This window comes from Clostridium nitrophenolicum (genome assembly GCF_055391695.1).
In genome coordinates, this window is sequence record NZ_AP042469.1 from 4,227,328 (window position 1) to 4,252,129 (window position 24,802).

The 24,802-nt window shown below is 30.8% G+C and carries 25 protein-coding genes; 1 reads left to right on the forward strand and 24 read right to left on the reverse strand.

The window, feature by feature from the left end; all coding sequences use genetic code 11:
- Positions 1-118: 118 nt before the first annotated feature.
- From ACZ5N4_RS20010 to ACZ5N4_RS20095, 18 genes are all read right to left on the reverse strand, one after another.
- The gene (locus tag ACZ5N4_RS20010; protein WP_464204264.1) at positions 119-1,120 is read right to left on the reverse strand and encodes an anion permease; all 1,002 of its coding nucleotides are present in this window, start codon (positions 1,118-1,120) and stop codon (positions 119-121) included.
- Positions 1,113-1,736, reverse strand: coding sequence for a DUF47 domain-containing protein (locus ACZ5N4_RS20015; protein WP_464204265.1), 624 nt, complete (start codon positions 1,734-1,736; stop codon positions 1,113-1,115). The genes ACZ5N4_RS20010 and ACZ5N4_RS20015 overlap by 8 nt, the downstream gene beginning before the upstream one ends.
- A gap of 281 nt (positions 1,737-2,017) precedes the next feature.
- Positions 2,018-2,674, reverse strand: a complete 657-nt coding sequence (gene phoU / locus ACZ5N4_RS20020; protein ID WP_464204266.1) for a phosphate signaling complex protein PhoU — start codon at positions 2,672-2,674, stop codon at positions 2,018-2,020.
- A 70-nt stretch (positions 2,675-2,744) separates the two neighbouring features.
- A complete protein-coding gene (gene pstB, locus ACZ5N4_RS20025) occupies positions 2,745-3,494 on the reverse strand; it encodes a phosphate ABC transporter ATP-binding protein PstB (protein ID WP_464204267.1) in 750 nt (249 codons plus the stop codon).
- 12 nt (positions 3,495-3,506) lie between these two features.
- Entirely contained in the window at positions 3,507-4,394 is an 888-nt protein-coding gene (gene pstA, locus ACZ5N4_RS20030; protein ID WP_464204268.1) for a phosphate ABC transporter permease PstA, read from the reverse strand.
- On the reverse strand, positions 4,394-5,287 hold the full coding sequence (pstC, locus tag ACZ5N4_RS20035) for a phosphate ABC transporter permease subunit PstC (RefSeq protein ID WP_464204269.1): 894 nt from the start codon (positions 5,285-5,287) through the stop codon (positions 4,394-4,396). Before pstC ends, pstA begins: the two co-directional genes overlap by 1 nt.
- Positions 5,288-5,503: 216 nt before the next feature.
- Positions 5,504-6,391: a phosphate ABC transporter substrate-binding protein PstS family protein gene (locus ACZ5N4_RS20040; protein WP_464204271.1), complete on the reverse strand. Its 888-nt coding sequence runs from the start codon at positions 6,389-6,391 to the stop codon at positions 5,504-5,506.
- Positions 6,392-6,624: 233 nt separating this feature from the next.
- Positions 6,625-8,334: a two-component system histidine kinase PnpS gene (pnpS, locus tag ACZ5N4_RS20045; RefSeq protein ID WP_464204272.1), complete on the reverse strand. Its 1,710-nt coding sequence runs from the start codon at positions 8,332-8,334 to the stop codon at positions 6,625-6,627.
- Between the two features lie 12 nt (positions 8,335-8,346).
- Positions 8,347-9,042 (reverse strand): response regulator transcription factor, encoded by a 696-nt coding sequence (locus ACZ5N4_RS20050; RefSeq protein ID WP_464204273.1) that lies wholly within the window; start codon positions 9,040-9,042, stop codon positions 8,347-8,349.
- Between the two features lie 40 nt (positions 9,043-9,082).
- A complete protein-coding gene (gene pgeF, locus ACZ5N4_RS20055) occupies positions 9,083-9,790 on the reverse strand; it encodes a peptidoglycan editing factor PgeF (protein WP_464204274.1) in 708 nt (235 codons plus the stop codon).
- A 252-nt stretch (positions 9,791-10,042) separates the two neighbouring features.
- The gene (nrdR, locus tag ACZ5N4_RS20060) at positions 10,043-10,498 is read right to left on the reverse strand and encodes a transcriptional regulator NrdR (RefSeq protein WP_178907933.1); all 456 of its coding nucleotides are present in this window, start codon (positions 10,496-10,498) and stop codon (positions 10,043-10,045) included.
- A gap of 103 nt (positions 10,499-10,601) precedes the next feature.
- A complete protein-coding gene (locus ACZ5N4_RS20065) occupies positions 10,602-10,865 on the reverse strand; it encodes a YlmC/YmxH family sporulation protein (RefSeq protein ID WP_464204275.1) in 264 nt (87 codons plus the stop codon).
- Between the two features lie 151 nt (positions 10,866-11,016).
- Complete coding sequence (gene sigG, locus ACZ5N4_RS20070) at positions 11,017-11,790, reverse strand: RNA polymerase sporulation sigma factor SigG (RefSeq protein WP_464204276.1); 774 nt, start codon at positions 11,788-11,790, stop codon at positions 11,017-11,019.
- Positions 11,791-11,865: 75 nt separating this feature from the next.
- Positions 11,866-12,573, reverse strand: coding sequence for an RNA polymerase sporulation sigma factor SigE (gene sigE / locus ACZ5N4_RS20075; RefSeq protein WP_178907930.1), 708 nt, complete (start codon positions 12,571-12,573; stop codon positions 11,866-11,868).
- A 28-nt stretch (positions 12,574-12,601) separates the two neighbouring features.
- A complete protein-coding gene (spoIIGA, locus tag ACZ5N4_RS20080) occupies positions 12,602-13,402 on the reverse strand; it encodes a sigma-E processing peptidase SpoIIGA (RefSeq protein WP_464204277.1) in 801 nt (266 codons plus the stop codon).
- Between the two features lie 381 nt (positions 13,403-13,783).
- On the reverse strand, positions 13,784-14,908 hold the full coding sequence (ftsZ, locus tag ACZ5N4_RS20085; RefSeq protein ID WP_464204278.1) for a cell division protein FtsZ: 1,125 nt from the start codon (positions 14,906-14,908) through the stop codon (positions 13,784-13,786).
- A gap of 16 nt (positions 14,909-14,924) precedes the next feature.
- Positions 14,925-16,184 carry a cell division protein FtsA gene (ftsA, locus tag ACZ5N4_RS20090; protein WP_464204279.1) on the reverse strand — a complete coding sequence of 420 codons (1,260 nt, stop codon included), beginning with the start codon at positions 16,182-16,184 and terminating at the stop codon, positions 14,925-14,927.
- A gap of 167 nt (positions 16,185-16,351) precedes the next feature.
- A complete protein-coding gene (locus ACZ5N4_RS20095) occupies positions 16,352-17,626 on the reverse strand; it encodes a glycosyltransferase family 2 protein (RefSeq protein ID WP_464204281.1) in 1,275 nt (424 codons plus the stop codon).
- Positions 17,627-18,094: 468 nt separating this feature from the next.
- Between ACZ5N4_RS20095 and ACZ5N4_RS20100 the strand changes: the two genes are divergently transcribed.
- Entirely contained in the window at positions 18,095-18,229 is a 135-nt protein-coding gene (locus ACZ5N4_RS20100; RefSeq protein WP_281395979.1) for a hypothetical protein, read from the forward strand.
- Between the two features lie 77 nt (positions 18,230-18,306).
- Here the strand turns inward: ACZ5N4_RS20100 and ACZ5N4_RS20105 are convergent, their stop codons facing one another.
- The 6 genes from ACZ5N4_RS20105 to ACZ5N4_RS20130 form a co-directional block, all read right to left on the reverse strand.
- Positions 18,307-19,362, reverse strand: a complete 1,056-nt coding sequence (locus tag ACZ5N4_RS20105; RefSeq protein ID WP_464204282.1) for a type IV pilus twitching motility protein PilT — start codon at positions 19,360-19,362, stop codon at positions 18,307-18,309.
- 382 nt (positions 19,363-19,744) lie between these two features.
- On the reverse strand, positions 19,745-20,446 hold the full coding sequence (sigK, locus tag ACZ5N4_RS20110) for an RNA polymerase sporulation sigma factor SigK (RefSeq protein WP_464204283.1): 702 nt from the start codon (positions 20,444-20,446) through the stop codon (positions 19,745-19,747).
- A gap of 74 nt (positions 20,447-20,520) precedes the next feature.
- Positions 20,521-22,191, reverse strand: a complete 1,671-nt coding sequence (locus tag ACZ5N4_RS20115; protein WP_464204285.1) for a penicillin-binding transpeptidase domain-containing protein — start codon at positions 22,189-22,191, stop codon at positions 20,521-20,523.
- 60 nt (positions 22,192-22,251) lie between these two features.
- Complete coding sequence (gene udk, locus ACZ5N4_RS20120; RefSeq protein ID WP_464204286.1) at positions 22,252-22,878, reverse strand: uridine kinase; 627 nt, start codon at positions 22,876-22,878, stop codon at positions 22,252-22,254.
- A gap of 25 nt (positions 22,879-22,903) precedes the next feature.
- A complete protein-coding gene (locus ACZ5N4_RS20125) occupies positions 22,904-24,130 on the reverse strand; it encodes a peptidase U32 family protein (RefSeq protein ID WP_464204288.1) in 1,227 nt (408 codons plus the stop codon).
- A 4-nt stretch (positions 24,131-24,134) separates the two neighbouring features.
- The gene (locus tag ACZ5N4_RS20130) at positions 24,135-24,782 is read right to left on the reverse strand and encodes an O-methyltransferase (protein ID WP_464204289.1); all 648 of its coding nucleotides are present in this window, start codon (positions 24,780-24,782) and stop codon (positions 24,135-24,137) included.
- Between the last annotated feature and the right edge of the window lie 20 nt (positions 24,783-24,802).

Below are 24,802 nucleotides of genomic sequence, written 5' to 3' on the forward strand. Positions count from 1 at the left end.
TTAGCTGTTAATTGTCGACTGATGTTATATTACATTTAGTAATATTACCTTAATATGCTTATTTAGTCAATGCATAATAAAAAACCCTTCTAAGAAACAGAAGAGTTTTTGTTACGAATTATATTAAATTTAAAATAAGAAAAGTTGCACCTGCTACTAACCCTGATATTGGTATTGTAAGAACCCATGCCATTACAATTTCTCTAGCAACAGCCCATCTTACCGCTGAAAGTCTTTTCGATGCACCAACTCCCATTATTGAACCAGTAATTATGTGAGTTGTACTTACTGGCGCATTAAACATTGTTGCACTGAAAATTACTGCTGATGCTCCCATTTCCGCTGTAAATCCATTAACTGGAGCAATCTTAGCCATCCTTGATCCCATTGTCTTAATTATCTTCTTTCCGCCAAGGCTTGTCCCTAATGCCATAGCCAAAGCGCAAGAAAACTTAACCCAAGTCGGTACAGCAAATTCAGGTATCATTCCAGCACTTACAAGTGCCATTGTAATAATCCCCATGGACTTTTGAGCATCATTGCCTCCATGATTTAGAGCTATAGTCATAGCTGAAAGTATTTGAGCCTTTGAGAAAATTTTTGAAACCGTAGCCGGTCTTGTACCTCTTAGCATAAAATTTATAATGTTCATAAGTATAAAGCCTATAAAGAATCCTATTAATGGTGATAATATAAGCCACAATATAACCTTTATAAATAAGCTACTCCAGTCAACAACAGCAAACGAATGATTTGCTACTATAGCTGCGCCAACTAATCCTCCAATAAGTGCATGTGAGGAGCTACTTGGAATCCCAAAATACCATGTTATTAAGTTCCATATTATTGCTCCGAGTAGAGCTGCTATTATAAGCTTCAAAGTTATATAGTCAGCATGTACAATTCCACTTCCTATAGTTTTAGCAACCTTTGTCTGAAAAATAAATGCTCCAACAAAATTCATTGCTGCAGACATGATTACAGCTTGCTTTAATGTCAACACTCTAGTTGATACAGAACATGCTATAGCGTTAGCACTGTCGTGAAAACCATTAATAAAGTCAAAAGCCAATGCTACTACAACTATAACAGCAGTTACAATAATAGTACTACTAAGCATTTTTCATTACTACTCCTTCTACAACATTAGCCACATCTTCACATGCATCTAATGTATCTTCAAGATACTGGTAGATTTCTCTCCATTTAATTATTTCAATAACTTCAGTATTACTTCTAAATAAATCCATAATTGCTTTTCTTGATACTCTGTCGCCTTCTTCTTCTATTCTATTAATTTCTATGATGTTATTACGCAATTTTTTACTAGTTTTCATGTTTTTAAGTTCTTCCATTAAATTTATTAACTCTTCACAACTACTTACTATCATTCTACTTAACATCTCTGCTTCTTCTGTGCAGTTATTTACATTAAGCATTACGAATCTGCTAGCTGTAGCTTCTATAAGGTCAATAACGTCATCCATGTCTTTTGCTATAAGGTAGATATCTTCTCTATCAAAAGGCGTTATGAATGTCTTATTTAACTGTTCAAGTATTTCATGCTGTTTTTTGTCTCCTTCATGCTCAATTTCTTTGAGCTTCTTATGATTTTCTTCTGAATTATCTAGATCTTGTATAAATTCCACTAGCATATTAGAAGCTCTTTGTGCAATTTTTGCAATCTCGATAAAATAATCATAGAATTTGTCTTCTTTTGGAGTTAAGCTGAACATTTTATCCCTCCTAATGTTGAAACTATATATTCGACCTTATAAAGTATAACATAAAATTAACTAAAGTAAAACATGAAATTAACATTTATTAATAATGTAAACGTTATATATTACAAGATATAATAAAACATTTTATGTTATAACATTATTTTACATATTATCGCACAAGATATATACAATTTTAAATTAATTATTACTTTCTTATGACAAATACATTATTGTTCTACATAATTATTAAAAATAATAAAAGAGCCAGCTGCTTTAAGCTGGCCCTTAATTATTTATTCGTTAAGATCTTTTTGTTCTCCTGTTACTAAATATATAGTCCATTCACATATATTAGTTGCATGATCTGCCACTCTTTCTAAGTACTTACATACAAATAAAAGTTGAGTTATCTGATTAACATTTTTTAAATCTTTTGATGCTATAGTTAAAAGCTCATTAAAAATATTCTTATATAATCCATCTATTTCATCATCCATTTTACATGCTTTGTATGCAGCATCTACATCTGCTGCAACATATGAATCCAAAGATTTTCTTATCATAGCATTAACCATGACCGCCATTTTCGGTATATCTATTAATTCTTTAATGTACTTTTCATTTTTTAATCTTATAGTTATCTTTGCTATATCCACAGCATAATCTGCCATTCTTTCAAGATCTGTAACTAATTTAGTAGTAGTAAATATAGTTCTTAAATCTCTTGCAAGAGGTTGTTCCTTAGCTGTCAATTTAATACACTTATCTTCAATTTCCCTATTAAGTTTATCTACCAAATCATCATTTTTTATAATTTGTTCTGCTAACGGTTCATCTTGTTTTACTAGAGCTTCCATACACTGATATATTTGTTTTTCTACTATACTTCCCATTCTAAGCAAATCGTTATGCAGCTCTTCTAGCGCTAAATCAAATCCTGTCCTTGTCATAATATCACCTCTTTTTTTTCAATATTATATATATATTATGCTATATTTTAAAATATTTAACTAGTACTTTTTATCCAAATCTTCCTGTTATATAGTCTTCCGTTCTCTTATCTTTAGGTTTATAAAAGATATTTTCAGTTATTCCACTTTCTACAATCTCACCATTTAAGAAAAACGCTGTATAATCAGATATTCTACCTGCCTGCTGCATATTATGCGTAACAATTATTATAGTATACTTTTTCTTTAACTCATCCATTAATTCTTCTACTTTTAAAGTAGATATAGGATCTAATGCAGAAGTTGGCTCATCCATAAGAAGTACTTCTGGCTCTACAGCAAGAGTTCTTGCTATGCATAATCTCTGTTGTTGCCCACCGGAAAGACCTAATGCACTCCTATTTAGTCTATCTTTTACTTCATCCCAAAGAGCAGCACCTTTTAAGCTGCTTTCTACTAATTCATCTAACTTACTTTTATCCTTTACTCCATGAATTCTAGGTCCATATGCTATGTTGTCATATATTGACATTGGAAATGGATTAGGCTTTTGAAACACCATTCCAACTCTTTTTCTTAATTCTATAACATCAGTATATTTGTATATGTCCTTACCTTCAAATAAAACTTCTCCTTCTATTTTTACAGATTCAATTAAATCGTTCATTCTATTTAATGTTCTTAAAAATGTAGATTTTCCACATCCAGATGGTCCTATTAAAGCTGTAACAGCATTTTTTTCTATATCTAAATTAATCTTTTTTAAAGCTTGAGTATTCCCATAATACAAGTCAAGGTTATTAGTTTGCATTATACCCATATAATTTCCTCCTTATTTCTTACCTGCATAAGATTGATATATTTTCTTACCAATTATTCTAGCAGATACGTTAAACAATAATACCATTATAATTAGAACTGCCGAGGCTCTATTTGCTATTTGAGCAGCATCTGGAACCATACCTTCTGAGTTCAATTTCCATATATAAACCGCTAAAGTTTCCGCTGGTCTCATAAGACTAAATGGAGATGTTTTTTCAATTAAACTAAAATTATTAAAATGAAGTATTGGCGCACTCATTCCCGCTGTATAAAGCAATGCTGCTGCTTCACCAAATATTCTTCCAGCTGCAAGTATTATTCCTGTTAAAATCTGTGGAATAGCTGAAGGAAGAACAACTCTTACTATAGTCTGCCACTGTGTTGCACCAAGCCCCAAACTTGCTTCTTTAACGGGCTTTCCTGCTTCTCTTATTGCATTTTCGCTAACTCTTGTTAGTGCTGGTAGATTTAATACCGTTATAGCAAGTGCACCTGAAAGCAATGTAAATCCCCAGTGAGTCATATTAACAAACACCAAGAGACCAAATAATCCAACTACTATAGAAGGAAGAGATGCCATAGTTTCAATACACAATCTTACAAAGTTAAGTATGACTCCCTCTTTAGCATACTCCGCTAAGTATATTCCTGCTCCAACGCCAAAAGGTACTGTTATAACTAAAGATACAATCAACATATAAAAGGAGTTAAAGAGTTGAGGACCAATACCTCCGCCAGCTTCTCCTATCTTTGGATTTCCAAATAGAAAGGATGGCTTAAGACAATCTCCCCCTTTAAATAATATATATCCAATTAAGGCTACTAAAAGCACTACAACAAATATTGATATGCCATATAAAATTGTTGTCCATATCCTATCTTTTAATTTTGCATCCATTATCTACTTTCACCTCTTTTTCCAATAGCTCTTACTATCAATATAAATACAAAAGATATGATTAGAAGTAAAAATGCAAGAGACCATAGTGCATCATTCCATGCAGTTCCTCCTACCGTATTTCCCATATCCATAGTAAGAATACTTGTTAAAGTAGCTGTAGGACTTAATAAGTTCTTTGCAAATTTTATAGAGTTACCTATAACCATTTGCACAGCCAAAGCCTCTCCAAATGCTCTTGCCAGTCCTAAAACTACACCTGTTAAGATTCCGTTTTTAGCTGCTGGTACTATTACCTTGCTTATTGTTTGCCATCTAGTAGCCCCTAGTCCATAAGAAGCTTCTAAATAACTTTTAGGTATAGTTTTTACTGCATCAGAAGATATGCTAGCTATAGTTGGAAGAATCATAATACTTAAAACTAAAATACCTGCTATTAAGCTGAAACCTATTCCGCCAAAGCCTTTTTTTATAAAAGGTAACAATACACTAAATCCAATCCAACCATATACAACTGATGGAATTCCGACGAATAATTCAAGTGCAGGTTGCAGTACTTTCTCTCCTATTCTTGGAGATATATAATTCATAAATACAGCTAATGCAATACCTATCGGAGCACTTATAATTACAGCACCTATAGAAACAAAAGTAGATCCTGTAATAAATATAAGAGCACCAAGTTTAGGATTATCACCTTCCGGACTCCACTCCGAGCTAAACAAAAAGTTTGTTAATGAATATCCATGCTTAGTAAAAGTGTTTAACCCTTTTGATGCTACAAAAATAATTATACTAATAGTTAAAGCTACTATTAGTAAACCACAAAACAAGGCAAACCCTCTTCCTATATATTCACTTTTTAATTTTTGCCATAATGTCCTTTCCTTCATATTACCAACCTCTACTATTAATATTTTTTTAAATAACAGCTTAATAGATTTATCTATATTAAAATCTTTCAGCTTTTATGCAAAGCTAAGCCATTTAAATATTTAAGCTAGCTTAACTCTTAACTTTGCATAAAAGTTGAATTTATATATACTTTTTATATTTTTGCTTTGGGTTACAGTTTAAAAAGCTGGCCGCTTTAGCAGCCAGCTACTAAACTACTTTGTTTTAATATCACTTGCTGGAATGTATCCTAATTTTTCAATTAAAGGTCTATTCTCTTCACTTGTCATATATTCAATAAATGCTTTTGATAAATCTTTAGCTTCGCCTTTAGTATACATATGTTCATAAGACCAGAATGAATATTTTCCTGATGTTATGTTATCTTTGTTTGCTTCTACTCCGTCTATTTTAACTACCTTTACGTTTTTCTTAACTTCATCTGTTAAATATGATAGTGCTAAATAGCTTATAGATCCTTTTGTTGACTCAATTGACTTTTCAACACTACCATTTGAGTCTTGAGTTATTCCTAAACTATCTTTTTCATCTTTTCCGCCCATTACTGTATTTTTAAATGTTGCTCTAGTCCCTGATGAGCCAGGTCTGTGTATTAAGTTTATTGCCTCATCATCTCCACCAACTTCTTTCCAATTAGTAATTTCACCAGTAAATATTTTCTGTATTTGATCCTTTGTTAAGCTATCTACCTTAACATCTTTGTTAATTACCATTGCAAACCCTATTGCACATACTTTATGATCAACTAGTTCTTTTGCCTTATCTGCACCTAGTTTTGTTTCTGCTGCTATATCAGAGTTTCCTATATCCGCTGTTCCTTCTGAAACTAATTTTAATCCAGTACCACTTCCGCCACCTTGAACATTAATTGTTGCACCTGAGTTCTTCTCTGTGAATTTTTTTCCAGCTTGCTCAGCTAATGGTTGAAGTGCTGTTGAACCTGCAAGAGTTATAGAACCTGACGCTGTTTTACTACTTTCTGGCTTAGCTGCTTCCTGTTTGGATCCACATCCAACAAAAGCTCCTGCCACAACTGTTATCGCCATAGCAGCTATAATAACTTTTAAACTTCTTTTTTTCATTATAGTAAACCCTCCTCGAAATTTTGTGCACTGTTTTGTACATGTACTATAATATACCCTTAAAGTTAACCTATTATTATGCACAGGTTAAGTAAAATTAACAATTCATAATTTATATTTGTGTACATCTTAATATAAAAAGACCTTTGAAAACACTATTTTCAAAGGTCTTTTTACAAATATTCAATCAACGATTATATTGTTAAACTTAACATTAACTTAACATATTAAGTTTACTTATGAGCTTTACAAGGAATTTTAACAACAAATTTACTTCCTTTATTAACTTCACTTTCTACTTCGATTATGCCATTAAAAACCATTACTATATGTTTGACTATAGCCAACCCTAAACCAGTTCCCCCTTGAACTCTGGATCTAGCCTTATCCACTCTATAGAATCTCTCAAACAATCTTCCAATATGCTCTTTAGGTATTCCTACTCCTGTATCCTCAACCCATATGATACATTCTTTATTCTCATATTTTGTTCCAACTTTTACTGTACCATTATTATCTGTGTACTTTATAGCGTTATCTACCAAATTAATAATCATCTGCTTAAATCTATCACTATTGCCAAATAAATTAGGAACATCTTCTACAGCAGTAAGTAATCTAATATTCTTCTTATCTGCAGTATTCTTCATTAAGTAGTATACATCTTTAACGATGTCATTTACTTTAATCTCTTCTACTTTTTCATCTATTTCATTTTCTATATTAGATAAAGTTAAAATATCATTAATTAGCCTTGTCAATCTATCTGCTTCATCATTTATTATATCCAAAAACTTTTCTCTATTTACTGGATCATCCACATATTTTAATGTTTCAGCAAAACCTTTTATGGAAGTAAGCGGGGTTTTAAGCTCATGTGAAACATTTGCAACAAATTGAGAGCGCATATTTTCAAGCCTCTTAATATCAGTAATATCATTGACTACTGCCACTGTGCCTATTTTTTCTTTACCTCTTATAATATCCGCTGTTCTGACCCTCAACTCTCTTTCTTTTGGCCATAATATCTTTAATTCTCTAAACTCATCGTTAATATTATTAAATATATCTTCAAATTCAAAATCTCTTATATTATCCATAAGCTTTTCGCCTATGATGTCTTTATTTATACCAAATATTCTTTTAGCATAAGGATTTACCATAATAACCTTGCTATTTTTATCTATTGCAATAACCCCACTATCCATGCTTCGTAGTATAGCTTCCAGCTTATTTTGCTTATCTAAAGAATCTTTTATTGTCTCTTGTAGCTTATCCGCCATATTATTAAAGGTTTTCCCTAGCTGCCCAATTTCATTATTAGAATATATATTTACCCTTCTATACAGTTCTCCCTGAGCTATTCTAGAAGTTGTAAACTCCAAATTCCTTATAGGTCTCACAATAGAGTGAGATAATTTAGAAGCAAATATTATAGAAAGAATAATAGAAAGAATAATAATCGCCAAATAATACTTAAAATATTTACCTTCAATTCCTCTAATTGCCTGTATAGTTACAGAACTTCTTACTACATAACCGTCTCCAAATACAGTTGCAAAATATACTGTATCCTGTCCTAGCGTAAAGCTATGTCTTACACTATATCCATCTCCGTATTTCCTCGCATCTTGTATCTCTTTTCTACTATTATGATTATCCATATCTTCCGGATTTGCAATTGAATCACTTAACACCTTGCCATTTTTATCTATAAAAGTCTCCCTAACAGCCTCATTCTTAAAATTTTCTTTAAAAAACGCTTGTTTATTTGATATGTTTTCATTTTTTAAAACGTTTATTATTATATCATTGTTGGCTTTTAAGATTTCCTTAATGTTTTCCTTGTATTGATAGTTCTCAATAAATATAAACAATGTGGTAATAATAAGCATACCAAAAATCAAAGTAGCCAGCATAGATAACATTAATTTCTTTTTCATTTATACCACCAATCAATCTCCTGAATTAAACCTATAACCAATTCCTCGAATAGTCTCAATATATTTAGGACTTTTATCATCTTCCTCTATTTTCTGTCTCAAATGTCTTATATGCACATCCACGGTTCTAGTTTCTCCAATATACTCATATCCCCAAATTTTATCTAACAGGAAATCTCTCGTCATGACCCTTCCCTTATTTTTTATCAATATTTCAAGAAGCTCAAATTCCTTTAAAGTTAAATCTATTTTTTCTCCATCTTTTGTAACTTCATGCTTTTCAAAATCTATATTTACTTTTCCAAAATTATAGGAATTATCTATAGGTTTTATATTTGTTCTTCTTAAAATAGCCTTTACTCTTGCTAAAAGTTCTCTTATAGAAAAGGGTTTTGTTATATAGTCATCGGCTCCAAGCTCTAAGCCTAAAACCTTATCAAATTCCTCACCCTTAGCAGTTATCATTATTATCGGTGTAGTGGAAATATTAGTATCTCTTCTTATCTCCTTACAAACATCGTACCCATCCATACCTGGAAGCATTAAATCAAGAAGAATCAACTGTAAGTTTTCCTCCTTGGCTATTCTTAGTCCATCTAAACCATTATCAGCACAAATAGTTTTATATCCATTATTCTCTAAGTTAAACTTAATCAATTCTCTTATATGTTCTTCATCATCAACAATAAGTATTTTTTCTTCTGCCATAACTTAACCTCCTAGACTCATATTATAGTGTTATTAAAGTTTACTTTAATAACACAAAAGAAAACATTCTTCCACCATTTTTATTTTTCCTATAAGAGTGCATTACAGGATCTTTGCTACAAAAAGTACAGATATTTATATCATGAACATTACTATCTGTTACACCTTTTAATTTTAATTGATGTTTTATACAATCTGTCATACTTAAATTTCTTCCGCTAAACAAATTTATATTTTTATATGTTTCACAGTTCTTAAATTTAGAAACAATTTCTTCTCCAACTTCATAGCAACATTGACGATTATGCGGTCCAATACCTGCTATAATATCCTCTCCTTTAGTTCCAAACTTTTTCTCCATTTTCTCTATAGTTTTCAGTAAAATACATTCAAAAGTTCCCTTCCATCCACTATGAACTGCAGCTATCGCTTTATTCTTTCTGTCATATAATAAAATTGGAACACAATCTGCTGTAAAAACACCTATTGCTATATGCTTTAAATCTGTGACCAGCGCATCTGCCTCATAAGTATTTTCATCATAAACTATAATAGAATCTCCATGTACTTGATCTACAAATCCAACCTTATCTACATTAAACCAACTTTTAATATTTTCTAAATTTCTTCTTCCTTTTTCCGTACCTTTATTAAAATCCAGATCATTTTCAGCTGTTGAAAATACCATTTCAGCTTCTTCTAAAGATATTTTTATAAATTTATAATTTTCAATCAAAAATTCCTCCATTATAATCCTCCCTAAAACTTCTTTAACAATTTTTAATTATATTTTAACATTCTTTATTATTATTGCCACAAAAACTATTAACTTTTAACTATATTAACTTATATTTAACAGAATAATTAAGCAAGATTTTTTGAACCAAATTTACTTTTAAGGGTTCTTCCAACGTAGTATTACGCAAAATAGACTATAAAACTGCCTAATTATTTTTTTCAAGATGCCTTAAATAAATAAATGATATGCAATTATTGCATATCATTTATTTTGAATTAAGTTCTTAATCTCTTCCATAAAAGTATTTATATCCTTGAACTGCCTATATACTGAAGCGAATCTTACATAGGCTACTTCATCTAGCTTTTTTAGATTTTCCATTATTAGTTCACCAATATACTCCGAACTTACCTCGGTAAACATTTTATTATTAATCTTCTTCTCTATTTCATCTGCTATGTTCTCTATTTGTTGCCTTGATACTGGTCTTTTCTGACAAGCCTTTATAAGCCCATTAATTATCTTAGTCCTATCAAAATATTCTCTATTCATATTTTTCTTTATTACTAATATTGGAATGTTCTCAACCTTTTCATAAGTTGTATATCTCTTGCTGCAACTTAAACATTCTCTACGTCTTCTTGTAGACATATCATCTTCAGTGGACCTAGAATCAACAACTTTACTTTCTCCATAGCCACAGTAAGGGCACCTCAATTTTCTTCACGTCCTTCTAGTTTATTATATTTATTATTATACTTATGTAATATTTATATATAATCATTATACACTTTTTTATATAAAATTCTACTATGTTTTTCTATTCTCTTAGTATATACTCTCCTCCATCAACTAGTACAACATCCACTCCTATTTTTTTTACATTCTGCCATGGAATTTCGATATCATCATTTTTCCCAAACCAAGATGCTCTATGCGATGGTAATATAATAGATATTATCTTGCTCTCATCACAATCTATTTTTAAATCTTTTATAAAGCCTAACTTTGCACCAGTATTAATATCTACGATTTCCATGGATCTTAAATTTCCTAGAGAATGTAACGACTTTTCATCCTGCATATTTATATCCTCCATTATTCTTTTATTATTAAATATATGAACATTACCTATTATTCAGTACCAAAACAAAAAAAATAAAGCCGAGAATATGACTAAACCATATTCTCAGCTCATAATCAATAATTATAAATAAGTAAAATAATTGCTTAACTTATACATATTTTCTCATATGTCTTAGTGCAGTTTTTTCTAGTCTAGAGACCTGCGCTTGTGATATTCCTATTTCATCGGCTACTTCCATTTGAGTTCTTCCATCGAAAAATCTTAGATTAAGTATAAGCTTTTCTCTATCATTTAATTTTTTCATTGCTTCCTTAATAGCTATGTTTTCTAACCAGCTATCGTCTAAGTTTTTATTGTCACTTATTTGATCCATTACATAAATTGCATCTCCTCCATCATGATATATCGGTTCAAAAAGTGACACTGGATCTTGAATAGCGTCTAAGGCAAAGACTACCTCCTCTCTTGGTACTTTCAACTCCTTAGCTATTTGTGATATGGTAGGCTCCTTATTATTTTCTCCTATTAATTTATCTCTTATTTGTAAAGCTCTATAAGCAATATCTCTCAAGGATCTGCTTACCCTTATTGAATTATTGTCTCTCAAATATCTTCTTATTTCACCAATAATCATAGGAACAGCATAAGTGGAGAATTTAACATTTTGATTTAAATCAAAATTGTCTATTGCCTTAATTAGACCAATACATCCTACTTGAAATAAATCATCAACATTTTCCCCTCTGTTATTAAATCTTTGAATTACACTTAATACTAGTCTTAAGTTACCTTTAATAAACTTTTCTCTTGATTCGTTATCTCCGTCCTTCATTCTGTATAGTAGTTTTCTCATCTCATCTTCTTTCAAAACTGGTAGTTTTGCTGTGTTTACACCGCAAATTTCAACTTTATTAATTATCATAAAGTTATCAGCCCCTTTAGAATATTCGCATTTTAATTATTTACTAAGAAGCTGAATTTTATACTAAAGACAACCTTATAACATTTTATTTATTTCTTTCTTTAATCTTTTTATTATTCTTTTTTCTAATCTAGAAATATAAGATTGAGAAATACCAAGCATGTCTGCTACTTCTTTCTGAGTCTTCTCACCTTGTCCATTTAATCCAAATCTTAAATTTACTATTTCTTTTTCTCTATCGCTTAATTTTTTCATCGCTACCATCAAAAGTTGTTTGTCTACTTCATCTTCTATTAAGTTATATACAACATCATTATCAGTTCCTAAAATATCAGATAAAAGCAACTCATTTCCATCCCAATCAATATTTAAGGGCTCATAGAAAGAGATTTCTGCCTTAACCTTACTATTTCTTCTCAAATACATAAGTATTTCATTTTCAATACATCTTGATGCATATGTAGCTAATTTTATTTTTTTATCTGGATCAAAAGTATTAACTGCTTTTATAAGTCCTATTGTTCCTACTGATACCAGATCTTCAACATTCACCCCAGTATTTTCGAACTTTCTTGCAATATAAACTACTAACCTTAAATTTCTCTCTATAAGTATAGAACGTACACTTTCATCCCCATTTACAAGTCTTGCAACTAAATCATCTTCTTCTTTTTTGCTGAGTGGTGGAGGAAGAACATCATTCCCCCCTATATAGTAAACATTTTTTACAAACAGCTTAAATTTTGCAAGTATTCTATTTAATAATATTTTCAATTTTATCATAAATACCCTCCAAACTAATTAATTAATCTTACATAATAACCCCTCTAGATAAAAGTGCTTGATAGTCGTTAATATCACTTAGATGCCCTTCACAAAAAGCAACTATAACTTCTTTATCTATGGAATTTTTTCCCTCACTTATCTTTACACATTCTGGCTTGAACCCTTGAAGACTTCCACCTTGTCCATTTACAACTTTATAAGGAATATAAAATCTATCGTAAGAACTTAAATTTACATCATAAAATATTGATTTTTCAACTATAATTACAGGTAGGTTAGTAGCTGGTTCTCTTAATTCATTACCAGTATCTAAAAAAGCTTTAACATTTTTCTTTGAATCTTTCAATATAATATCAACACTATAAATTAATGTACTTAAATTTTTTCTATCTTTAATGTAAACTATTATCCTCTCAATTAGCATATATATTATCATTAGAGAAACCATAAGTTTTTTATAGGAAAAATTTACAATAGCTGAATACCCGATATTATATCCTTGATTAAATTGGATAAAAATACATATTCCCGCAAGAAGCATAGAGTATAAAATAAAAATAGTTAACGCTTTTAAATTAAATAGAACATTTATTTTTCTAAAGGTAACAAGTATTATTATCATTGCAACAACAATTTTAAATGGAACTGTGGAGAATACCCTTAGTTTTGGATAAAGCAAAGTCATTACATACATACTACCAATTGTTGCTGCAAATAGCATGTATCTGAATTTTACTTTTATTCTTACTGTGCGAGCTGTTACATGAAGCAAAAATAAATTCACTATTAAATTTTCAAAAAGCAAGACATCTAAATATATAACCAAAAACCGCTTTCACCTCCACCATTCCTTTGTAATTATTTATTTTTATTATATAACTATTTATTTCAAAATTTTGTCATTTTATAATAAAAAAAACATTTTTTATTTTCCATAATATGTCAACTTATTTTCGTTTATATCTTTATGAATCTTATAATTTATAAAATTTTTTATTGATCAATAAGTAGATATCTAAAATCTTGAGTAGATATCCCAAATCTATGATTTGGTGATAGTCACTTACGCAGAGTGCTAATTTTGAGTGAATCCCTTACTCAGTGAGTACTCCTAAGAAATAAAGAGCAGGAGTTCCCTTAATTAAATCAAAAATAAAAACCACTTATAACATCATAGCTATAAGCGGTTTTATTGCATCTTTTAATATTATTTTCTTTGTCTTCTCAAAAATGCTGGTATTTCTAAATTATTTTCATCATAATTTTTATATTCTACTGTTGCTGCTGCTTCATCTTTATTATGTGCATATGTAACAGGTTGTGGTTGTGGTTGTGTTGTGTGAGGTTTTGCAGCTGGTTCATTTTTATGTTGAATTCTTTCAGTTTCAAAACCAGTAGCAATTACAGTAATTCTTATTTCATCTTTAATATTTTCATCTATAACTGCACCGAATATGATATTTGCATCCGGGTCTGCAGCTTCTTGTACTATCTCAGCAGCTTCATTTATCTCTAAAAGTCCTAAATCTGATCCACCAGTTATATTTAAGAGAACCCCTGTTGCTCCTACTATTGAAGTTTCTAATAATGGACTGGATATAGCCTGTTTAGCAGCTTCCTGAGCTCTGTTATCTCCCGTACCTCTTCCTACACCCATATGTGCAAGACCTTTGTCAATCATTATAGTTCTAACATCGGCAAAGTCAAGATTAACAAGACCTGGTATTGTTATTAAGTCTGATATACCTTGAACACCCTGCCTTAAAACATCGTCAGCATATTTAAATGATTCCATTAATGTTGTTTTCTTATCAACTATGCTTAATAATCTTTCATTTGGAATAGTAACTAATGTATCCACTCTATCTTTTAAGTTTTTAATTCCCATTTCCGCATGCAACATTCTTTTTCTGCCTTCAAAAGGAAAAGGCTTTGTTACTACACCAACTGTTAATATGCCCATTGATTTAGCTATTTCTGCAATTACAGGAGCCGCTCCAGTACCAGTTCCTCCTCCCATTCCTGCAGTAATAAATACCATGTCGGCACCTTTTATTGCCTGAGAAATTTCATCTTTACTTTCATCAGCAGCTTTTTGTCCAATTTCAGGATTAGCTCCTGCACCTAGCCCCTTAGTAAGCTTATCGCCAATCTGTATTTTTTGTGATGCTTGTGAAAGCATTAAAGCTTGCTTATCTGTATTTACAGATATGAACTCCACATTCTTTAACCCTTCTTTTATCATTCTGTTAACAGCATTATTACCGCCACCACCGCAGCCTATAACCTTTATATTAGCAAATTGTTGAACATCAACATCAAAATCTAGCACAATACTACCTCCTTATTTAGAAAAAATCTGTAAAAAACTCTTTTATTTTTGATACAAATCCATTATTATTATCTTTTTTGTCTCGTTCTTCAGTCCATTCTCTATTACTGTTTTCACTTTCTTTTTTCACCTCAGTCATAAACCCTTTATCTTTTATAGAATCTGCAACGTCTTTAACTATTCCCACTGCAGATGCATATAATGGGCTTGCTGCTCCAATATATTCAGGTGCTCCTACCCTAATCGGTTTTTCTAATATATGCTTACTAAACCCTTCTATGCCCTTGATTAAGGCTAGTCCACCTCCAACTAATACTACACCAGAAACTTTTTCATAGAGATCGCTACATTTAATTTTCTGATCTATAAGGTAAAGTATTTCCTCTATTCTAGCTTCTATTATTTGTTTTAGCATAAAATAATCTACATGTACTTTGCCATTATAATCAACATTAACCTCTATCGGTGAGTCACAGCTAATTGATTCTTCTCCAACGCTTCCATATTTGATTTTTAATTTTTCAGCTTCTGAGAAGGGTAGCTTTAAGCATAAAGCAATATCATTAGTTATTGTGTTGCCACCTAATGGTATTGTATCTATACTAACTAAATTACTACCTTCATAGATATAAATATCAGTAGATTGTGCACCTACATCAACAAGTGCAATTCCTCTTTGAATCTCTTCCTCTTTTAGTGCAACTTGAGATATTGCTAAAGGTTGAAGTACTATGCCTAAAACCTTAATCTCAGCTTTACTTATACTTTTAAAAAGATTGTTAACCACAGTACTTTGGGCTAAAATAATTTGAGCATCTACCTCCAACCTTAACCCGCTCATTCCAACTGGATCCTTTATCTTATCATACCCATCTATTATATACTGCTCTGGTATTACACCTACGATTTCTTTATCGGACGGAATTGTAATTATTTTAGATGCTTTTAAAACTCTTTTTATATCGTTCTCTTTTATTTCTCTATCTTCTGAAGCTACAGCTACCACACCTTTATTCCATACTAATTCACAGATTCCTCCTGGAAGGCATATATAAGCTTCTGTAATCTTAGTGTCAACCATTCTTTCCAGTGAGTCAATACACTGTTTTATTGATTCAGAAGTTTTATCTATATCAACAACAATTCCTTTTTTTACCCCATTACAATTTGCCGATGTTATTCCCATTATTTGCATTCTTCCATACTTATCTACTTTTCCGGCAGCGGCACATATTTTTGATGATCCGACGTCTATTCCAATTATATATTCATTCATTAAGCCTCTTTCCCCCCTTGTTAGAGAACCATCAAAGTATATATTCAACAGAAAATTTATTTTTCCTCTTATATTTTATCATATTTTAATAAAATCTCAAATATAGTTAAATATCTGCTCTTTTTGCTCCGTAAAATCAAAAAGGAAGGATTTATTATCCTTCCTAACTAATTTGCTTTTTCTAAATCATTTATCGGTATACTTCTAGTATGTAATGTATGACTCCATTCCTTATTATTCTTATCTATAATTCCCTGTACAGAAATTGGGAACCATGTAATAGCATATATAGGATATATCAAATAATATAAAAATACTTTCAAATTAAGCTTTTTCTCTAGTATTAATATAAACGGCGTATATACAAATTGAAATACTGCAAGTAATATAGCAGCTATTTTAATCAAATCAAAATCAATAGTATATATTGTTAAATTAAAATTAGATATCATGCTAAGGGCTTCCATACTAGATTTAACAACTCCAGCTACAGCTGATATGCCAAGCAGAATTGTTACTATAGGCTGTATACTATATAGAGCACAATCTAATGCAACAAAACTGCCTTTAGATATTGACCTTTTAATAAGCTTGAAAAAGTATCTACTTGATACATCTGCAAAACCCTGCATCCATCTTTTTCTCTGCCACCATGACTGTGCTAATGTCAAAGGTTTTTCGTCATATATTATTGCATTGTGTGCCCAACCTACTTTATGTCCATGCAGAACCAGCTTGCAGGTAAACTCTAAGTCCTCTGTTAAACAGGTAGCCCCCCAACCTAGTTCCTTAAGTATATCCGTATCAATACAGAACCCTGTGCCACCTAATTGACTGGACAATCCCATATTGCTTCTTGCCAATTGAAACATTCTATTGCAAGTCCAAAAGGCTATGGAATAACTTCCGGTAATCCATGTATCCTCTGGATTCTTGCTATCAAGGTAACCTTGAACTACTTTATACCCTTCGCAGAGCTTTTTGTTCATCTCTTTCAGAAAATCTCTATGAGCTAAATTATCAGCATCAAATATTGCTACAGCATCATATTTTTTCTCCATATTAAATATTTTATCGAACATCCACTCTAACGCATAACCCTTGCCTCTTTTTTCCTTATTTGTTCTTTCGTATACTATAGCGCCTTTTTCTCTAGCTTTTTGTGCAGTCTTATCTTTACAGTTGTCAGCAATTACAAATATATCATATAGTTCACTCGGATACTCAAGCCTTTTTAAACTTTCAACTATATCTCCAATAACAATTTCCTCATTGTGCGCAGCCACAATCAGTGCAAAGCTCTTCTTAGGTTCTACCTCTTCATGTTCATCTTTTTTGTATATACCAAAGAAAGATACTAATAAGTAATATATTGTTACAGCGTATACTATATGTGTTAGGATCCAAGAGGTATCATTGATTATTTCTTTAAATATGCTCACTATCAATCCCCCCTAATTCAAAGTTATTTTAGCATAAATACATATTAATTACTATAGAATTTATAATAAATTTATTAAATTTATTTATTCGCTAACTGCAAATTTAAAATTTATAGCTTTATTTAATAGTCTTCTAATATGTAATCAAAAATATGATTAATTATGAGTTAAATATAGAAAAACATATTATAAATCAAGTTAATTTTTATTATTACAATTTTTTTCAATTTTAATTTACTTTAAGACCCTATGGCTTGTTTGTGATTAAGTGACCTATGTGGTATCATATAGTTAATATAACTATACATTATTGTTATAGTACAGTACTAGAAAAGGGGGTAGAGCCTTATGAGGCGCTACGAACTGATCTTTTATATCGATTTGAGAAGGCTTCATAAAAAAGATGAGTCATTTGGATAGATCCTCTAATATTAAATTTTAATGATTTAATTTTGAGGAGGATTTATTATGAACACTACTATTGAAAAAGTTGAAAATGTTAATATGCCAAATACTGAAATAGAAGTTTCAAAGGAAGTTGATAAGGATAACCATAAAAAAGATCAATATTGCTTAAAAATGCTTGATTATTTCATATTTTAATAAAAACAGGACCTTAAAGGTCCTATTTTTATTTTATGTTATAATTTTTACACTATTGAAAAACAAATTATTATTCACTAGAGTGAAATAATTCTGGAGAGCATATCTCTATCTGATGCATAACTCAGTGCAGATTCATATGATACTAATCCCTTTTTATAGAGTTCGGATAAAGACATATCCATAGTCTTCATTCCATATTTTCCTCCAGTTTGTATTGATGATTGAAGCTGATGAGTTTTTCCTTCTCTAATCATATTCTGTATTGCAGCATTTGCAACCATTATTTCTACCGCTGCAACTCTTCCATCCCCATCAGATTTAGGTAAAAGCTGCTGAGATATTATACCTTGAATAACTGCTGCTAGCTGTATCTTAATCTGTTGCTGCTGATATGGAGGAAACACATCTATTATTCTATCAATAGTTTTAGCTGCACCTATTGTATGTAGTGTTGATAACACTAGATGTCCTGTTTCTGCGGCAGTTAAGGCAATGGATATAGTCTCCAAATCCCTCATTTCTCCTACAAGAATAACGTCAGGATCTTCTCTTAAGACAGATTTAAGGGCATTAGCATAGCTTAAGCTATCCTTTCCTATTTCTCTTTGATTTATTATAGATTTATTATGCTTATGCAAATACTCAATTGGATCCTCAAGAGTAATTATATGAGCTGCTCTACTAGAATTAATTTCATTTATCATTGCAGCCAAAGTCGTACTTTTACCGGAACCTGTTGGACCAGTTACTAATACAAGTCCTCTTTGGTTGGATATAAGTTCCTTTATAACAGACGGAAATTGAAGTTCATTTAACGTAGGAATTTTTAATCCAACGACTCTTATTGCAATTGCCGAACTTCCTCTTTGCTTGAATAAGTTAACTCTAAACCTTCCAATTCCTGACACCGAAAAAGATGTGTCTAATTCTCCTATTTTTATGTAATGATCGTAGTATTCTCCTGAAATTTCTTTAGCATAAACCTCAGTATCCGCAGGTTGTAGTTTTTCATTTCCTATATGCTTTAATTGTCCATTTACTCTTATAACCGGAGGTACCCCCACAGTTAAATGTAAATCTGAAGCATTCTGTTTTATTGTTATTGCTAATAATTCTTTTAGTGTTATCACTTTTAGTTCCCCTTTCACAGTCTTTGCTGTATATAAAAATTGTATGATATCTATAACAATACGATTATCCTCTTTAGTAACTCATTAAAATCTAACCATTAAAGTATTATTATGTTTAATTATCGTTTAATGTTGTTAAATTTAAATATCTTACTAACTAAATTTTAATAACATATAATTTATGTTATTCTACAATTTTTATCAAATTCCTCTTATTTATGTATAAAATTTTATTAAATTACCTTTTTTATTAAATTACCTTTTTTATTCATTAACTTAACTAATAATGAAAACTTTAACTAAGAAATTATAAATATTAAAAACTGAGAATCAGTAATAAAGAATTTCCTCAATCCTTTTTACTAACTCTCAGTTATTTAAGTTACTTTTTCCCATAATTTAACTCTTTATATAGCTTTTTAAGCGCTCTCTTTTCTATTCTAGATACATAAGACCTAGATATCCCAAGAATTTTAGCTATCTCTCTTTGAGTTTTTGGCTGCCCCTCTAATAATCCATATCTCATTTCTACTACTTTTCTTTCTCTTTCTGATAAACATGAATTTATTTTCGAGTATAGTTTCTTAATTTGCATCTTATTTTCTACAATTTCGATTATAGAGTCTTCTTCACTGCTAAGTACATCCATTAGGGATATTTCATTTCCTTCCTTATCAATACCAATTGGATCCTGTAAATATACTTCACTTTTAGTTTTTTTATTGTTTCTAATAAGCATAAGTATTTCATTTTCAATGCACTTTGCTGCATAGGTCGCAAGTCTCGTACCTTTGGATGCATCAAAAGAATCGATGGCTTTTATTAAACCAACTGTTCCAATAGATATTAAATCATCTACTTCTTTTCCTGGATAGGAATACTTTTTTACTATATGGGCCACTAGCCTTAAATTTCTTTCTACAAGAATACTTTTTGCTAAAGCGTCTCCATCCTTAAGTTTTTTTAAATAATACTCCTCTTCTTTATCGTTTAGAGGTTGAGGAAAGGAACTTGTATTTGTTACGTAGGCAGTTAAGAAAAACATGCTGCCCATAATATCTAATAAGCAATTTGCTAAATACACGGGATGCTCCTCCTAATAGTGCTTATTAATATATTATGAAGCAAAACTAAAAAAAGTGCATTAACTATATAAATTTATTTTTCCAAATATTGCGATACTCCATTTACAATATCTTTGAAAATCGGTGCTGCAGTACTTCCTCCACTCTCTTTATCCTTATCAATATCCTGAACAAAAACAGTCATTGAATAATACTTATCTTTTATTTTGAAAAATCCCACAAACCATCCGTCTGAATGAGTTTCTGGTTGACCAGCTTGTTTTGATAGTTCCACCCTTGTAGTACTTCCTGTTTTGCCTCCTATTTCTACATTATCAATATATGCAGCCTGCCCAGTACCCTTTTTTACTACTTTTATCATTTGATTCTTCATAATATTTGCTGTAGACTTCTCGATAACAGGGCGCTGTTCCGTTGATAAACTTTCAAGCTCTGTATTATTGTCGTCAACATAGGCATCTATGATGTATGGCTTTACATAGGTACCATTATTGGCAACAGTATTAGCAATACTTATAGCTTCTATAGGTGTTATTCTGAGGTTCTGTCCTATAGAAGCGAGACCTAAACTGCCATCACTAATCTTCGGTTCTTTAACTTCAAAGGCTCCTTGTTTTTCACTGTCAAACCCTAATACCTTTTCGAATAACCCCTGTGCCTTTGCATTATCATAAAAATTATTAAAGCCTACTTTTGCTCCAATTTGTGCAAATATATCATTACAGGAAACCACAAGTGCTTCCTCTGGAGTCAAGGTACCATGCTTACTATGACTTTCTAGTTCAATTAAACCTCTGCAAGTAAAGTTATCCGTTGTACTGATGGTTTTCCTATCTAATCCAGCCTCTTCGACGATAATCTTAAATATAGATCCTGGGAAAAATCCATGGTTGGTTGCAACGCCTAAATTAACATTGGGTTTAGTATCATCCTTCTGTACTAAAGCCTTTATTTTTCCAGTGTCAGCCTCCATTAAAACTACTCCTATTTGTTGAAAACTCTTATTTTTATCATTATTTAGAATTTCCTTTATCTTATTTTCTATGTTTTTATCGAAGGTTAACCTTACATTTACATTATCTTTAGGTAATTCAGTTTTTTCTTCCACTATAGATCCATTTACATCTCTATTAAAAATAATTTGAGGTTTTTTATTTGATTTGGTTTTATTATTAATCTGCATTTCTAAAGAATCCTGTGACTTTTGTTCATTATTATCTGTTCTTTTAGTATTAATTAAAAGATTTTCTATTTTCCAAGCCTCGCCTTTTTCTAATGCAGAGTAAGTATAAGTATAAAAACCTTTTATTTCCTTAATGTCTTTTAACTTATTATAAGTACTCTCATCTATTTCATAATAAATTTTTTTGCTGCTGCTTAGCACTCCAGCTTTTGACAAATCATAGTCATTATTGTAATTTCGCAGTATGTACATAAGTGTTAAAATTTTGTCCTGCTCTGTATCCAGGTTATTTTTCGAAAATATTTCTGGAGATATCACAGCATAATATTTTTTATTATAATCAAGCAATTGTTTTCCATTACAATCGAATAATTGATAACTTGCATCTGTTATATCTTCCTTATAAGAATACTGTGAATCAGCCATTACGCTCAATTTATCCGATTTAAAGTACTGAAATTTAACTATTCTCAAATATAATATACTGAGCAAAGTTATAAAGATTCCAAAGACTACATACTGCCTTTTTCTTATTATCAATCTACTGACTTTTATCATCATAATAAAAACACCTCATCTCAGACAAGATTTTGTCCAAAATGAGGTTTTTTATTCACCATTTTATTCTTCTTTTTGCAATATATGCTTTATATTTGCTACCATTATGTCTATGGCTACTTTATTATGGCCGCCTTCTGGTATTATTATATCAGCATATCTTTTAGTAGGTTCAATAAATTGCATGTGCATTGGTCTTACAACATTTAAATATTGATTTATAACAGAATCAACTGTTCTTCCTCTTTCGTTGATATCTCTTACTAGTCTTCTTATTATTCTAACATCTGCATCAGTATCTACGTATATTTTTATATCTAAAAGATCTCTTAACTCTTTTTCCTGAAGAACTAATATTCCTTCAACAATTATTATTTCTCTAGATTCTACTCTTATAGTCTCCTGCTTTCTATTATGAACCTCAAAATCATATATTGGTTTATCAATAGCTTTACTATTTAACAATGATTTTAAATGTTCTACAAGCAATGGCGTATCAAATGCATTAGGATGATCATAATTTGTTTTTGTTCTATCTTCTATTGAAAGGTGACTTTGATCTTTATAATAAGAATCCTGTTCAATCATAGCAATGCATTCTTCATTAAATTTTGTATATATCTCTTTAGCAATTGTGCTCTTACCTGAACCAGTTCCTCCAGTAATTCCTATAAGAATTGGACGTTTCATTAGTTATCCCCCTCTTAGTATATTTCTAACTATTAATCTTACTTTTTATTAGCATATCATCTTTTTCTAGTTCTATATCTGTCTTAATTGTAAATATCATCTGAGCTGAAGGAGCTGATTGTATTTTTTCACCTTTACTATTTCTCATATCATCTAGCTTTATCTCAAAGTTATCTCCTACCGATCTTAAAACCTCTACTGTATCTCCTTCAAGCACTTTGTTTCTTTGTTCTATTGTAGCTAATCCTGTACTCTTATCGTACTCTCTTACTACACCTACTATATCATAATCTCTTATATATGATGATGTTTCATATGTTTGCTTATTTGGATCTCCAAAATAAAACCCAGTAAAATATACTCTATGGCTTGCCTTTTCAAGATTATCTAACCATTTTTTCTGAAATACATATTCTTCTGGATTATCAAAATATGCATCTATAGCCTGTCTATAGGACTTTACTATACTCGCCACATAAAATACACTTTTCATTCTTCCTTCTATTTTTAACGAATCTATACCGGACTGAATTAATTCTGGTATATGCTCAATCATACATAAATCCTTAGAGTTTAGTATATACGCACCTTTTTCGTCTTCAACAACAGGAAAATACTCACTAGGCCTTTTTTCTTCTACAAGATAGTATTTATATCTGCAGGGTTGAGCACACTGTCCTCTATTTGAATCTCTTCCTGTCATATAGTTTGATATTACGCACCTTCCTGAGTATGCCATACACATAGATCCATGAATAAAGGATTCTAACTCACAGGATTCTGGAATATTTCTTTTAATACCCTTTATTTCTTCTAATGACAATTCTCTTGCAAGAACTATTCTTTTAACTCCTTGTTTATGCCAAAATATTGCTGATTTCCAGTTAACATTATTAGCCTGTGTGCTTAAATGTATTTCTAAATCTGGAACCACTTCCCTTGCAGTCATTATTATTCCAGGGTCTGATACAATTATGGCATCTACATTTAAATTATATAAATATTTTAAATACTCTTCTAATCCGATTAAATCTTCATTATGTGGAAATACATTTATAGTAACAAATACCTTTTTCCCTCTTGAATGGGCATACTCCACACCTTCTTTTAGTTCTTCATCTGTAAAATTATCTGCAAAAGCTCTTAAATTAAGTTTGCTTCCTCCAAGATATACAGCATCTGCACCAAAATTTATAGCTGTTTTTAGCTTTTCTAGATTACCTGCTGGTGCCAATAGTTCTGGTTTTTTCATATTATTAATCCCTCCTTAAGGTAACTGCAATACCATCTCCCATAGGAATAATGGAAGTTATGAATTTATCATCTTGGGATACAGTGTCTAGATATTCTCTCATTCTCTTAACTATAGTTACCTTTCTTCTCTCTACTAATTCATCGGAAGCTATCATTCCTCTAAATAAAACATTATCAGCAATTATTACTCCATTTTCACTTAAAAGTCTCATACAATGTGGTAAAAAATGATTATAATGTCCTTTTCCAGCATCCATAAATATTAAATCATATTTATCATCTAACTTTTCTAAAACCTCTAAGCAGTCTCCCTGTATAATATTTATTTTATCTTTTAGTCCAGATTTTTCAATATTATTTTGAGCTAATTCTATCATCTTTGAATCTCTTTCAACTGTAGTAATAGAACTTTCTCCCTTTGAACTTACACTCATAAGTATTGCTGAATATCCAATAGCAGTACCTAGCTCTAGAATTTTTAGAGGTTTCTTTATTTTAATCATTACTTCTAAAAATTTAGCTACTTCTTTATGAATTATAGGGACAAAATTGCTATGTGCATAATCTTCTAGTTCTTTTAATATGCCACTGTGGTCCTTTATAAGCCCTCTTATATATTCTTCCATGTAATCATATGTAATTCCGCTCATTTAATCCTCCAACCTTACAC